We start from the raw sequence: 13,072 nt of genomic DNA on the forward strand, positions 1-13,072 counted from the left end.
CCAAATTAATAAAAAAATGTGTAAAAAGGCTCAACTTCTCTATATTGATCATTATAAGATTGTGGTTGATGCTATGGTAGAGCAGGGCACTCGAAGAACGTCAAGCAGTAAACTGAGTTTTTGTACAGTATTGATTTGACAGTATTACGGTCAGTGCTGATTAGATGTTTAAGTAAACATGTTAAGTGTAAAAAGTCAGTGCCTTTTATTACGATTAAAACGAAAATGCACGGCACCAAAACTCGCCGTCAGAGTCGAACATTGGCTTTTAAAATCGTTGAAAGATCGGCTAGCGCCTGAAAAACGGCACAGGATGGCCCTTTTCGTAGCAACCGTGCCATGCTTGGTGACCAGCAGTCACCTGGAAGGACTCGAGCTTCAGGCATGGTGCCTTGGCAACCGGTAAGATGACCCATGGAATGTTCAACATGGAATTAAGAGAGTGGCTAATCATTTTAGGGCTGGCGCTGGTGTCGCTCATCGTGATTGACGGTGTGCGAAGGCTTCAGCGCCAGCGGCGTGTACCCCGCCTGGATCAAGCGGTCAAGGATCTCCCCGAAGCGAAGATCACCGACCTTGATGATGAGGTAAAGGAAGCCGAAATCAACTGGGAGCTGCCTAACGGCGGCGCGCGCGTCGTCAAACCTGCCGATTACAGCGGCCTGGGCAAAAAGCCCAAGCTTGAGCGTCAGGAACACCCCGGGCCTTCCCGCGTGCTTTCCGAGTTTCGCCGTACCTTTGCCAAGGCGGCCCCCAAGCGTAAGGCACCTGCCGCTGAACCCGTTGCCACCAAGCCACAGCCTGCAGCTCAGGTGGCGCCCGCCCAAGCCCCGCAGCCTGCTACCAGGCCAGCCCCGGTTGCCGAGCCGGAACGCCGCGAACCCAGTTTTTCATTTGATAATGAACCTGACGTTTCTGCCCGCGCTGAAGCACCGGCCGCGCCCGCTGCTGAATCGCTGGCTGCCGAGCAGACACGTACTGCCGAAACTACCCCGCAAGCTGAGCTTGCGACCAAGGCGCCTGCCCCAAGTGAGCGGCCTGTCGACGCGCCGTCTATCTCCCTATCCACTGCCGATGAAGCACCGGCGGTGAATAAGGAGAGTCACGTTACGCCTGCTGCAAGCGTCGAACAGGCCGAGCCTGTGCTGCGCGCCGAGCCCGAAGACGCGGTATTTGCCAAACAGGATGCGCCCAAGCGCCGCCAGCTGCGTGACGATATCGCCGGTGAACTTGATGAGCTCGATGATGATGCGGTTGACGAGTACCGCCTGGTCGACTTTGAAGGTATGGGCCGTTCGCTCAAGCGCCGCCTGATCATTCGCCGTAAAGAGAAAGCGCGCAAGAAAGCGGAAAAGGCTGTGCAAGCCGAAGCGAGAGCCAAACAGAAGGCCGAGCGCAAGGCGCTTGAAGCAGAACAGCGCCGCGAAGCCAAGGAAGCTGCCGAGGCCGAAAAAGCCCGTTTGGCCCAGGAGCATGCCAAGGCGCGTGAAGCCGCTGCCCTTGCCGCCGAAGCTCAGCGCGCCGCGCCGCGCCATGAAGCACCGGCGCACGACGCCCCCCGCTATGTTAACGACTACGATGATCGCGCCCAGTACGACGAGCAAGGCTACGACGAGCAAGGCTATGACGACTACGCTGACGAAGCCACGGCACACTATGCCCAGGACTCGGTAGTACGTGCCCATCCGACCCTTGAAAAAGCCCTGCGCCACGATGTATCCGGTGAAAACGCCAAGGAGACGCTCTCCAACGCCGATGAAGTCATTGTCATCAGCGTGCTCTCCCGCGATCCGGAAGGTTTCGATGGCAGCAAACTGCTGGATCTGATCATGGCCTGTGGCCTGCGCTACAGCCGCCCCATGGGTGTTTTCCACCGCTTTGAAACCGAGAGCGCGGACAGCGAGCTACAGTTCTCGATGATCAACGTGGTCAAGCCCGGTACCTTCCCCATCGAAGAGATGGGCGAGTTCATGACCCCAGGCGTTACCTTCCTGATGCCGCTGCCAGGAGCGGTAGACAGCTCCGCAGCCTTTGAAGCCATGGTGGAAACGGCCATGGTCGTGGTGCGCCATATGGGCGGTGAGTTGAAGGATGAACACCGCAGCGTCATGACGGCCCAGACCATCGAGTTTGCCCGCCAGCGGGTGCATGACTTCGAACGCCGCCACCGCCTGCATCGGCATGTGCACGCGCACTAGTCAGCGCCTGCACTTAAACACCCGCCTTCTTGCAGAGGGCGGGTGTTTTCGTTAATAGATACCCTTTTTTAGTCTGTACGATGGAAACCACGTAATGAGTCAGCCCGATCCCCACCTGCTGGAAGAGGTTACCAAGCTGCGCGCCGAGCTTGATGAAGCCAACTACCGTTACTACGTGCTGGATGAGCCGACGTTTACAGATGCCGACTACGATCGCCGGTTGCAGCGCTTGAAGCAGGTGGAAGCCGAATACCCCGAGCTGATCTCGCCGGATTCACCCACCCAGCGTGTGGGCGCGGCCCCCGCTGACGGCTTTCCTTCGGTGGCCCATGCCATCCCCATGCTGTCTCTGGATAACGCCTTCAGCCGCGAGGATATCGTCGCCTTCGCCGAGCGCGTGGCCGAGCGCCTGGAGTGCGCGGCCAACGAGGTGGAGTTTACCTGCGAACCCAAGCTCGACGGCGCGGCGGTGTCACTGGTGTACGAGCAGGGCGTGCTGGTCAGCGGCGCCACCCGGGGCGATGGGCGCACCGGCGAGGGCATTACCTCCAACCTGCGCACGCTGCGTTCGGTGCCCTTGAAACTGATGGGCAAGCACATTCCAGAGCTTCTGGAAGTGCGTGGTGAAGTGATCATGCGCCACGACGGGTTCGAGGCGCTTAACGAGCGCGCCCGGGAAGAGGGCAGCAAGGTGTTTGCCAACCCGCGCAACGCCGCCGCGGGCAGCCTGCGCCAGCTGGACCCGAAAGTGACCGCCACCCGCCCGCTGGAGTTTCACGCCTACCAGGCCGCGCGCCTGGAGCCGGACCTGGGCGACACTACCCACAGCGAACTGATGGCCCGGCTGATCAAGCTGGGCTTTCGCTCGAGCGCGGAGCTGAAAGTGCTGACCGGCCCCGAAGCCGTGGCAGAGTACTGCGAGCAGCTGGGCGAGAAGCGCGATGGGCTTGGCTATGATATCGACGGGGTGGTGATCAAGGTCAACGCGCTGCGCTACCAGCGCGAGCTGGGCTTTGTCGCTCGCGCCCCGCGCTGGGCCACGGCGTTCAAGTACCCGGCCCAGGAAGAAGTCACCACGCTGAACGATGTCGAGTTCCAGGTAGGCCGTACCGGCGCCATCACTCCGGTGGCCAGGCTCGAGCCGGTCAGCGTGGCGGGCGTGACGGTCTCTAACGCCACGCTGCACAACGCCGACGAGATTACGCGTCTTGGCGTGATGATTGGCGATACCGTCGCCATCCGCCGGGCGGGCGATGTCATTCCTCAGGTCGTCCGGGTGGACAAGGAAAAGCGCCCCGAGGATGCGAAAGCTATCGCGTTCCCCGACCACTGCCCGGTGTGCGGCTCGGATATCGAGCGCGTGGAGGGCGAGGCGGTGGCGCGCTGCTCCGGCGGGCTTTTCTGCCCCGCCCAGCGCAAGGAAGCCCTCAAGCACTTTGCCAGCCGCAAGGCGCTGGACGTGGACGGCCTGGGCGTCAAGCTGATCGACCAGCTGGTCGAGCTTGACTGGGTGAAGACGCCGGCGGATCTTTTCCACCTGAGCGCCGCCCAGCTCCAGGAGCTGCCGCGCATGGGCGAGAAGTCCTCGATCAACTTGGTGAACGCGCTGGAGAAAGCCAAGACCACCACGCTTGCCCGGTTCATCTACGCGCTCGGCATTCGTGAGGTGGGCGAAGCCACCGCCGCCAATCTCGCCCGCCATTTCGGCACGCTGCAGGCGCTGCAGGCCGCCGATCAGGCCGCGCTCGAAGCCGTCAATGATGTCGGCCCGATCGTTGCCGTCCACGTGCATACCTTCTTCCAGCAGCCGCACAATCAGGACACCATCGCGGCCTTGATCGAGGCCGGCGTGACCTGGGAAGAGGCGGAAGTGACCCAGGGCCCCACGCCGCTCGAGGGCCAGACCTGGGTACTTACCGGCGCCATGGAAAGCATGACCCGCGATGAGGGCAAGGCGCGGCTGCAGGCGCTGGGTGCCAAGGTTGCAGGCAGCGTCTCCAAGAAGACCACCGCACTGGTGGCCGGCGAGGCGGCGGGCAGCAAGCTTGCCAAGGCCGAAGAGCTGGGCGTTGAAGTGGTGGATGAAGCCACCTTTATCGAGCGCCTGAACCAATGGGAGCAGAGCCAATGAGCCGCTTTATCGAAGTGCCGGCGCGCATGCTGCCGCCGGAAACGCTGAATGCGCTGCTGGAAGCCTTCGTGACCCGCCAGGGCTACGACACCACCGACACCGGCACGGGCATGGCCGGGTGGGTGGAAGAGCTCAAGAAGCAGCTGGCGCGCAGCGAGCTGATCATCGCCCACGACCTGAAACTCGAGATGACCGAAGTCATGACCCTGGCCCAGTGGCGCTCCTTTGGCCGCGACCTGGCGGATGACGAGGAAGAGGGCGACTACTGAGCGCGCACCAGCGCACTGATGATGCGCCGCCCCGGGTGAAGATGATCCACCAGCGGCGCTTCCAGCGGCAGGGGGTCGTCGCACAAGCGGGAAGCAATCAGTTCGGCGCATAGCGGAGCGCTTGAAAGCCCTCGCGAGCCGTGGGCGGTGGATATCCACAGCCCCGGATGATGCTCACCCGGCGTTTCCGGCACCTTCGAGGCATCCTTGCTGAGCCGCGCGTAGGCCGCGTTCCAGGCGGGCGCGTCGGGCACCGGGCCTGCGTAGGGTGTTTTATCCGGACTTGCCGCCCGCACCGCGGCGCGGCCTTCAAGCGCCGCCGGGGTCACATCCAGCCCTGCGCTTTCCATCTCGGCCACCAGCGCGGGCAGCGTCTGGCGCAGTTCATCCACATTGCGCTGGTGATCCTCGGCGGTCACCGCGGTATCGGCACTGTTGGGGATAAAGCTCGCGCCAAAGGTGAGCACGCCATCAAGCGCCGGTGACACGTAACCTCCCGCACACACCACGCGTTTCGGCCCTTCCACGCCGTCGGGAAGCCTCACTTCACTGACCTGGCCGCGCACCTGCTGAAGCGGCAGGCTTGCCGTCTGCTCGAAGGCGTTGGCGTAGTGAGCGCTTGCAATCACCACCTGGTCGGCGCTGAGCGTACGGCCATCCTCGAGGTCCAGCTGCCAGGCGGCCTGCTCACGCGCAAGCCGAGTGACGCTGCCCTGCTCAAGCGTAATGCCGGGCGTTTGAAGTAAGTGCTCACAGAGTGCCTTGGGGCGCACCCAGCCAGCCTGGGGATAAAACAGGGCGTGCTGAGCGTCGATAGTCGCCCCGGCGGTTTCGCTCAATCCAGCGCTGAGTGGGCGAACCACGCTTTCCGGCAGCAGATGCTGGGCACTGAAACGCTGCTGGCGCCGGGCCTCTTTATCGCTCAGGGCAAGCTGCACCACGCCGCAGGGCTGCCATAGTTCAGGAGCTTTCAACTGGTCAAGCCAGCGCTGGCTGTACAGTAGGCCGCCAAGATAAAACCGGCTTTGATGGTTGGTGTCGGCGGCAAGCTTTACATAAAGCGCCCCCTGACGATTGCCCGACGCGCCGGCCCCCGGCGCCTCGCGCTCGATAACGGTGACGTGAATACCGCGCCGGGCGAGTGCCGCCGCCACGCTGCATCCGGCAATGCCGGCGCCAATCACCGCTACGTGGCGGGCGGGCAAGGCGTGTGGCGGGGTAAACCAGGGCGTGGCAGCACGGCGCGTGTCCACAGGCGGTGTCTCGATTGCCCCGGCCAGCATTTCTCGTTTGCGCCCAAACCCCGGCACCTTCTTCCAGCTGAACCCCGCCGCCTTCAAACCGCGCTTGACCACGCCGGCGCAGGTAAAGGTGGCGAAGGTGGCGCCGGGCCGTGAGCGGGCGGCCATGGCTTCAAAGAGTTCCGGCTGCCACATCTGGGGGTTCTTGGAGGGCGCGAAGCCATCCAGGAACCAGGCGTCCACCTGGCCGTCCAGCAGCGCCAGGCGCTCGGTGGTATCGCCAAAGTGCAGATCCAGCGTCACGCGCGGGCTCAAGTGCAGGCGGTGGATACCGCTGACCGCCGCAGGCCACTGCGCACACAGCACTTGTGAATAACTTGCAAGCGACGGCCAGGCGCGCAGGGCGCGTTCAAGCGATGCCCGCTCCATCGGGTACTTCTCTGTGGATAACAGGTGCAGGCGGGCGCCTTCGGGGGCGTACTGCTCGAAGCAGGCCCAGGCGCAGAGCATGTTGAGCCCCGTGCCGAAGCCGGTTTCCCCCACCACAAACGCACGCGTGCCTTGCCAACCCGCGAAACGTTCGGGCAGGCGGTTGGCGCCCAGAAAAACGTGCTCGGTTTCGGCGCGCCCATCCTCGCGGGAAAAATAGACGTCATCGAAGGCGTCAGAGTGCGGTGAAGTGTCGCTCCAGGTGAGCGATGGGGCGCTTAGCGCCGTTAACGGGGGCAAAGCTGTCGGGCGCTGGGTCACGCGGATATCCGTAGTGGTAGAGGTGGTTAAAAAATAGCCAATCTGTCAATCGGGGCGCTATCTCTGGCTTAGCGAAAAGCGTCCGCCGGGTTTGCACAGAGTTTTCCACAGGCTCTGTGAAAAAGCCGTCGGACCCTCCACAGTCGCCCCCCTTGGTCAAGGCATAACTTTCTTGAACGGCTTCACAATTACCTTGGCATACACGCCTGCAATGATGTATGGATCGGCGTCCGCCCAGTGCTGTGCGGCCTCCAGGCTGTCGAATTCAGCAACGATCAGACTGCCGCTGAACCCCGCCTCCCCCGGGTTTTCCGTATCCACCGCCGGGTGGGGGCCTGCCAGCACCAGGCGGCCTTCATCGCGCAGCGTTTCAATACGCGCCAGGTGATCGGGCCGGGCGGCCATGCGCCGTTCCAGGCTATCGGCCACGTCTTCACTCATGATTGCATACAGCATGGGGATAACTCCTTTAAAGCATAGTCTTTCAAAATCTAGTCTTTCAAAACCCAGTCCTTAAAAACCCAGTCCTTAAAAACCTAGCCCTTAAGCACAGGGCAAGGCGCTCTGGGCAGCATTGACCGCACCGGTATAAGCGCGCACCATGGCGGGCATTCGTCAACCGCCCGGCACTCAGCCTCATGACAGTGCCGGGTCGACACTTCTATTCTGACAAACTCGCCACACGGCGTCATGCCCATGCCCCTATTTCCAACGTTACTCCCCGCGGTGTTCGACGCCGACCAGCGCTATTCCGTGGACCTGCATATGCACTCGACGGCCTCGGACGGTGCCATGACGCCGACCGAGCTTGTCGAGCTGTGCGCCGCGCGCGGCCTTACCCATATGTCGCTGACCGACCACGACACCATGGCGGGCATCGATGAAGCTGGGCAGGCGGCGCGTCAGGCGGGGCTCTGCCTGGTACCCGGCTGCGAGTTATCCACTCGCTGGCAGGGCATCAACATCCACGTGGTGGCACTGATGCCCGGCGGCGTTCAAGGCCCGCTGATTGAGGGGCTTGAACAGCAGCGTCAGGCGCGCATTCAGCGTGCCGAGGTAATTGCCCAGCGCCTGGAGAAAGCGGGCCTTGAAAACGCCTTGGAAAAAGCCCGTCAGCAGGCCGGCAGCGACCGCCCATTGGGGCGGCCGGATTTCGCCCGGGCACTGGTAGCCGAAGGCCTGGTGGCGGACTGGGCCACGGCGTTCAAGCGCTATCTGGGCAGCGGCAAGAAGGGCGACGTAAAGGCCCACTGGCCGGAAATCGGCGATGCCGTCAGGTGGGTGGTGGACTCAGGCGGCGTGGCGGTCATCGCCCATCCGCTGCGCTACGGGTTGACCCGGCGCAAGCGCGGGCTGCTGATGGATGATTTTCAGGCCGCCGGCGGCGATGCGGCCGAGCTGGTCAGCGGTCAGCAGAACCCGGACAGCACCCGCGACCTGGCCCGTCAGCTGGTCGAGCGCGGGTTTTACGCCTCGATGGGGAGTGATTTTCACTTCCCCGGCAGCCACGCCGCCCCCGGCAGCATGAGCGTGGTGCCGCGTACCGCCGCGCCGCCCATCTGGCAGCACCCGCGCCTGATGCACCTGCGCGATGCGCCACCAGGGCCATTAGCCGCTGCATCAGCTATGGTATGAGTAGCATTATCCAATGGACTGAAACGCGCCAACGGCCAGGAGCAGACAATGAGCCAGTACTTCCAGATACATCCAGAAAATCCGCAAAAGCGCCTGATCGATCAATCCATCGAGATTATTCGCAAGGGCGGTGTGGTCGCGTACCCCACGGATTCCGGCTACGCGCTGGGCTGCCATCTGGGCGAGAAAAAAGCCATCGAGAAGATCAAATGGCTGCGCTCGCTGGATGACAAGCACAACTTCACCCTGGTGTGTTCGGATCTTTCCGAAATCGGCACCTATGCCAAGGTGGATAACGCCATCTTTCGGCTGCTGAAAGCGCATACGCCGGGGCCTTACACCTACATTCTGGACGCCACCACCGAGGTGCCGCGCCTGCTGCTGCATCCCAAGCGCCGCTCGATTGGCGTGCGCGTGCCCGACCACCGCATTACCCATGCGCTGCTCGAAGCCCTTGGCGAGCCGCTGATGAGCGTGACGCTGATTCCGGTAGGCGAGGCGCTACCCATGAGTGACCCGGAAGAGATCCGCGAGCGCTTTGGCGCGCATCTGGATCTGATCATCGACGGCGGCGCCTGCCACCTGGACCCTACCAGCGTGATCGATCTACGCGAGCTGCCGCCCAGGATCGTGCGCGAAGGCCGCGGCGATACGGCCCCCTTCGCCAGCTGACATCCCCCCGCCATGCCCTTGGCCACAAGGACATGGCGCTCACGTCGACTGTACGGTTTTTAGGTCTCTTTCGCCTGCTTCTCCTTGCGCGGGTCCTCGCTGTTTTCATCCAGCCAGGTACCGCAGCGCAGGCAGTAGCGGGCGCGCTTTTCGTGGCGGTCGTAGCCGCAGCCGGGGCAGGCTTCGTCGGAGTAGCGGTCTTCACGGATGGAGCGGATGACCTGGGCCGAGAAGATGCCGGTGGGCACCGCGATGATCGAATAGCCGATCAGGATCAATAGGACGGTAATCGCCTTGCCCAGCTGCGTGCCCGGCACGATATCCCCGTAGCCCACGGTGGTCACACTGACCACGGCCCAGTAGATCGACATGGGAATGCTGGTAAAGCCGGTTTCCGGCGACTCGATGGTGTACATGAGCGCCGCGAACATGGTGACGACCATGAAGATGCTGCAAAAAAACAGCAGTACCTGGCGTACGCTGCGTTTCAACGCCTCGATCAGCAGGCGTCCTTCACCGACAAACTCCATCAGGCGCAGAATGCGGAAAATACGCAGTACGCGCAAAAAGCGGATAATCACCAGCGCATGGAAGCCGGGCATCAGCAGTACCAGCCAGGCGGGCAGGATGGAGATCAGATCGACCACGCCATAAAAACTTTTCAGGTAGACGGTGGGGCGCTCGAGGCAGTAGATGCGCACGGCAAGCTCCACGGTGAACAGTATCGTGAAACTCCACTCCAGATAGTAGAAAAGCCAGCCGTACTCCTGGGAGATGTCCTGCACGCTACCCAGCAGGATCACCGCTACGCTGCCCAGGATCATGATGATCAGCGCAATATCGAACCCTTTGGCCGCAGGGGTATCGGACTCAAAGATAATATGAAACAGCTGCGTGCGAAGCCCTTCGGCAGCAGGGGTCAGATGAAAGCTCATAAAGGTCCTGGCGAAATGGAAAACCACCTGCCGCCGCGATAGGTAGTAGCGGCAAGCGCGTCTTGGGTGTTACCGGTTTATCAGGCGGTGTCTCTGGATAACGCTAGCTTAGCGCGCTTTGCAGCGCCAAACGATGGGAAAGCGTCAGTAGCGTCACGCCATAGGCGGTGCTTGGCTGGCCGTCGTCATCGAGCGCTCCGGGCAGGCGGCCTGCCAGTGCTTTCAGGTCATCGGCCAGGGCGGGATGGCTTGCCAGCTGCTCAAGCGCCTCGCGGGCGTCTTTGAGGTAGGTGGAATCCTTACTGTCGTGGAACGCATCGAGGGCGAGGGTGGCGCGGTGCAGCCACTGGCCCGGGGTCTGGGCGTTCGGCAGCGGCCACTGCTGGGCGCGAAGCGCGGCGCCGCGTGCCGCCTTGCTGCTGTCTGACGGACGAAGCGGTACGTGTTCCGCGAGTGCCAGGGCCAGCGACCAGAGCGCCTCTGATGACCCGTCTTTAAGCTCGAGCTCCACTTCACAAATGGGCGTGGTGTACGCGCCGCTCTCGATCTCGCCCTGATCCAGCACCAGCTCGATATGGCTGCCCTGCCAGTCAAGCTGCCAGCTGCGCCGGGTGAAATCGGTACGCAGCCGAGGGGTTAGTTGGTCAAGCTGCGCGCCAAGCGCGCCTTGGAAAGGGGGCAGGGCAGCCAGCCCCTGTTGATCCAGTTCGGCACTTTTTACCGGCCACTCCCACTCCTGGCGGCTGGAAAGCCCGCCGCCGCCCTGGCCTGCGGTCTTTACCGTTTGCAGCACCTGGGTGTCCACCTGGCGCAGGCGTACGGCAATGCGCGCGCGGGCGAGCGCGTCGTCTGGCGTGTCGAAATAACGGTTGGCAAGTGTCTGGGTAAGCGGGGCGCTACCTGCCAACAGCGGGTGATGCTTGAGTGCCTCGACGCCGGGTGGCGCCAGCGCCAGTTTGAGTTCGACTTCAATTGGTGTTGCATTTTCCATGACAATAGCCACCCTTAGGTGATGACGTGTTGATGAATTTTTCGATGTCAATATGAACTTTTCATGACGGCGGCGAACGCACTCTTTATACTGGCGTCGCCATTTCCAGGCTCCCCGAAAACAGGCTTAAAGGCTCTATGGTTACCTCCAACCCTTTTTCTGCGATGTTCGGCCGCTCGCCATTCCAGCCGCTGCTGGCCCACATCGTCAAGGCCAATGAATGCGCCGATCAGCTGTTGCCGTTTTTTGAAGCGTCGCTTGAAGGCGACTGGGACAAAGCAACGGTGCTGCGCGAAAACGTTACGCGTCTGGAGCATGAGGCGGATGTGCTCAAGACGGATTTACGACTCAACCTGCCCAACACCATGTTCCTGCCAGTTTCCCGCTCGGACCTTCTGGATCTGATCAGCGTCCAGGACAAGATTGCCAACAAGGTACGCGACATTACCGGCATCATGCTGGGACGTAAAATGCGCGTGCCCGATGAGCTGGCCGACCCTATGCGCGACTACATGATCACCAGTGTGGCGTGTGTTGCCCAGGCGCGCCAGGCGCTTGAAGAGTTGATGGAGCTTCTGGAATCCGGCTTTGGCCGGCATGTCTCCGATGTCATCCAGAACATGATTCGTGAACTGCATAACCTTGAACATCAAGCAGATAGCCAGCAGGTCGCGATTCGCCGTCAGCTGTTTCAGCTTGAAAGTCAGTTACCACCGGTCGATGTCATCTTTCTTTACAAGATTATCGAATGGGTGGGTGAAGTGTCCGACCGCGCTGAGCGCGTGGGCAGCCGCCTGCAGATTTTGACCGCACGCTAAGGGAATCCCATGCAAATTATTGCCCAGCACGGTGAGATTTTTATCATCCTGGCCTGCCTGTTCGGTTTCTTCATGGCCTGGGGCGTTGGCGCCAACGACGTTGCCAACGCCATGGGTACCTCGGTGGGGTCGAAAGCGATCACCATCAAGCAGGCCATCATCATCGCCGTTGTGTTCGAATTCCTCGGCGCCTGGCTTGCCGGTGGTGAGGTCACCGCCACCATTCGCGGCGGCATCATCGATGCCAACCTGCTCGAAGCCGATCCTCAATACCTGGTTTACGGCATGCTCTCGGCGCTGCTGGCGGCGGGCATCTGGCTGATGGTGGCTTCAGCGCGCGGCTGGCCGGTCTCCACGACCCACTCGATCGTCGGGGCGATTGTCGGCTTTGCCGCAGTGGGCTTGGGCGTCGATGCCGTGGCCTGGGGCAAGGTAGGCCAGATCGCGTCAAGCTGGGTGGTATCGCCGCTGCTTGCCGGTACCATCGCCTTTGTACTGTTCAAGTCCGTGCAGCATCTGATCTTTGAAAGCAACGACCCGTTTGCCGCTGCCAAGCGCTACGTGCCGGGCTATGTGTTCCTGGTAGGTTTCATCGTTGCCATGGTGACCCTGACCAAGGGGCTCTCTCACGTTGGTCTGCACCTGACCTTCAGCCAGAGTCTGCTGCTTTCGATCCTGATCGGCGTACTCATCATGGGGCTGGGCGTCGTGATGCAGCGGCGCGTCAAGTACACCCAAAGCCCCAACGACCATTTTGGCTATGCCAACGTGGAGCGCGTGTTCGGCGTGCTGATGATCTTCACCGCCTGCGCCATGGCGTTTGCTCACGGCTCCAACGATGTAGCCAATGCGGTAGGCCCGCTGGCGGCGGTCATCAGCGTGGTGCGCAGCGAAGGCATGATCGACAGCGCAGCGCTCGTGCCCTGGTGGGTGCTGGTGCTGGGCGGCGGCGGTATCGTGTTTGGCCTGGTCACTTACGGGCACAAGGTGATTGCCACGGTAGGCACCGGCATTACCGAACTGACCCCGAGCCGCGGCTTTGCCGCAACGCTTGCTGCCGCCACCACCGTGGTCGTGGCTTCCGGCACCGGCCTGCCCATCTCCACCACCCATACCCTGGTAGGCGCAGTGCTGGGGGTTGGCCTGGCCCGCGGCATGGCAGCGCTCAATCTGCGCGTCATCGGTACCATCGTGCTTTCCTGGCTGATTACGCTGCCCGCCGGTGCGGGCCTGGCCATCGTGTTCTTCTTCATGTTCAAGGGCATGTTCGGCTAAGGCAAAGGCCTTTACGCCAGCGCGTTAAACGCCTGGCCTGACAGCGGCATCTTCACGGCTATTTGCAAACGCAAAGAGCGATTGAAGGTGCCGCTGTTTTTTATGCTCTGGTAAAGTAGCCCGCACGGGCGGGTAAACGCCTGGTTTCTTCTTTTCA

At 61.9% G+C, this 13,072-nt stretch carries 11 protein-coding genes; 7 read left to right on the forward strand and 4 right to left on the reverse strand.

Going from position 1 to position 13,072, the window contains the following annotated elements; translation table 11 throughout:
• Positions 1–428: 428 nt before the first annotated feature.
• From zipA to B0H98_RS06995, 3 genes are all read left to right on the forward strand, one after another.
• Positions 429–2,198, forward strand: coding sequence for a cell division protein ZipA (gene zipA / locus B0H98_RS06985; protein WP_106374351.1), 1,770 nt, complete (start codon positions 429–431; stop codon positions 2,196–2,198).
• 94 nt (positions 2,199–2,292) lie between these two features.
• Positions 2,293–4,329, forward strand: a complete 2,037-nt coding sequence (gene ligA / locus B0H98_RS06990) for an NAD-dependent DNA ligase LigA (protein WP_106374352.1) — start codon at positions 2,293–2,295, stop codon at positions 4,327–4,329.
• Positions 4,326–4,598 carry a YheU family protein gene (locus tag B0H98_RS06995; RefSeq protein ID WP_106374353.1) on the forward strand — a complete coding sequence of 91 codons (273 nt, stop codon included), beginning with the start codon at positions 4,326–4,328 and terminating at the stop codon, positions 4,596–4,598. Before ligA ends, B0H98_RS06995 begins: the two co-directional genes overlap by 4 nt.
• On the opposite strand, the gene mnmC is transcribed toward B0H98_RS06995, so the two are convergent.
• Together mnmC and B0H98_RS07005 are read right to left on the reverse strand one after the other, a co-directional pair.
• The gene (gene mnmC, locus B0H98_RS07000; RefSeq protein ID WP_106374354.1) at positions 4,592–6,589 is read right to left on the reverse strand and encodes a bifunctional tRNA (5-methylaminomethyl-2-thiouridine)(34)-methyltransferase MnmC2/FAD-dependent 5-carboxymethylaminomethyl-2-thiouridine(34) oxidoreductase MnmC1; all 1,998 of its coding nucleotides are present in this window, start codon (positions 6,587–6,589) and stop codon (positions 4,592–4,594) included. The genes B0H98_RS06995 and mnmC overlap by 7 nt on opposite strands.
• Positions 6,590–6,745: 156 nt before the next feature.
• Positions 6,746–7,045 carry a YciI family protein gene (locus tag B0H98_RS07005; protein WP_106374355.1) on the reverse strand — a complete coding sequence of 100 codons (300 nt, stop codon included), beginning with the start codon at positions 7,043–7,045 and terminating at the stop codon, positions 6,746–6,748.
• 240 nt (positions 7,046–7,285) lie between these two features.
• Here B0H98_RS07005 and B0H98_RS07010 point away from each other — a divergent pair, with 240 nt between their 5' ends.
• Together B0H98_RS07010 and B0H98_RS07015 are read left to right on the forward strand one after the other, a co-directional pair.
• Positions 7,286–8,224: a PHP domain-containing protein gene (locus B0H98_RS07010; RefSeq protein ID WP_106374356.1), complete on the forward strand. Its 939-nt coding sequence runs from the start codon at positions 7,286–7,288 to the stop codon at positions 8,222–8,224.
• Between the two features lie 48 nt (positions 8,225–8,272).
• A complete protein-coding gene (locus tag B0H98_RS07015) occupies positions 8,273–8,896 on the forward strand; it encodes an L-threonylcarbamoyladenylate synthase (protein ID WP_106374357.1) in 624 nt (207 codons plus the stop codon).
• 59 nt (positions 8,897–8,955) lie between these two features.
• Here B0H98_RS07015 and B0H98_RS07020 read toward each other — a convergent pair whose 3' ends face one another.
• Positions 8,956–9,831: an ion transporter gene (locus tag B0H98_RS07020; RefSeq protein ID WP_106374358.1), complete on the reverse strand. Its 876-nt coding sequence runs from the start codon at positions 9,829–9,831 to the stop codon at positions 8,956–8,958.
• Between the two features lie 103 nt (positions 9,832–9,934).
• The gene (locus tag B0H98_RS07025) at positions 9,935–10,822 is read right to left on the reverse strand and encodes a CYTH domain-containing protein (RefSeq protein ID WP_106374359.1); all 888 of its coding nucleotides are present in this window, start codon (positions 10,820–10,822) and stop codon (positions 9,935–9,937) included.
• A gap of 137 nt (positions 10,823–10,959) precedes the next feature.
• Here B0H98_RS07025 and B0H98_RS07030 point away from each other — a divergent pair, with 137 nt between their 5' ends.
• On the forward strand, positions 10,960–11,640 hold the full coding sequence (locus B0H98_RS07030; RefSeq protein WP_106374360.1) for a TIGR00153 family protein: 681 nt from the start codon (positions 10,960–10,962) through the stop codon (positions 11,638–11,640).
• A gap of 9 nt (positions 11,641–11,649) precedes the next feature.
• Positions 11,650–12,915, forward strand: a complete 1,266-nt coding sequence (locus tag B0H98_RS07035) for an inorganic phosphate transporter (protein WP_106374361.1) — start codon at positions 11,650–11,652, stop codon at positions 12,913–12,915.
• Positions 12,916–13,072: the final 157 nt, after the last annotated feature.

It is taken from the genome of Vreelandella songnenensis, from assembly GCF_003002925.1.
GTDB classification, from domain to species: domain Bacteria; phylum Pseudomonadota; class Gammaproteobacteria; order Pseudomonadales; family Halomonadaceae; genus Vreelandella; species Vreelandella songnenensis.

Coding starts and splice junctions, on each gene's coding strand:
- zipA (WP_106374351.1), top strand. CDS start 429: ATGGAATTAAGAGAGTGGCTAATCATTTTAGGGCTGGCGCTGGTGTCG.
- B0H98_RS07025 (WP_106374359.1), bottom strand. CDS start 10,822: ATGGAAAATGCAACACCAATTGAAGTCGAACTCAAACTGGCGCTGGCG.
- B0H98_RS07015 (WP_106374357.1), top strand. CDS start 8,273: ATGAGCCAGTACTTCCAGATACATCCAGAAAATCCGCAAAAGCGCCTG.
- B0H98_RS07030 (WP_106374360.1), top strand. CDS start 10,960: ATGGTTACCTCCAACCCTTTTTCTGCGATGTTCGGCCGCTCGCCATTC.
- B0H98_RS06995 (WP_106374353.1), top strand. CDS start 4,326: ATGAGCCGCTTTATCGAAGTGCCGGCGCGCATGCTGCCGCCGGAAACG.
- ligA (WP_106374352.1), top strand. CDS start 2,293: ATGAGTCAGCCCGATCCCCACCTGCTGGAAGAGGTTACCAAGCTGCGC.
- B0H98_RS07005 (WP_106374355.1), bottom strand. CDS start 7,045: ATGCTGTATGCAATCATGAGTGAAGACGTGGCCGATAGCCTGGAACGG.
- B0H98_RS07010 (WP_106374356.1), top strand. CDS start 7,286: ATGCCCCTATTTCCAACGTTACTCCCCGCGGTGTTCGACGCCGACCAG.
- B0H98_RS07020 (WP_106374358.1), bottom strand. CDS start 9,831: ATGAGCTTTCATCTGACCCCTGCTGCCGAAGGGCTTCGCACGCAGCTG.
- B0H98_RS07035 (WP_106374361.1), top strand. CDS start 11,650: ATGCAAATTATTGCCCAGCACGGTGAGATTTTTATCATCCTGGCCTGC.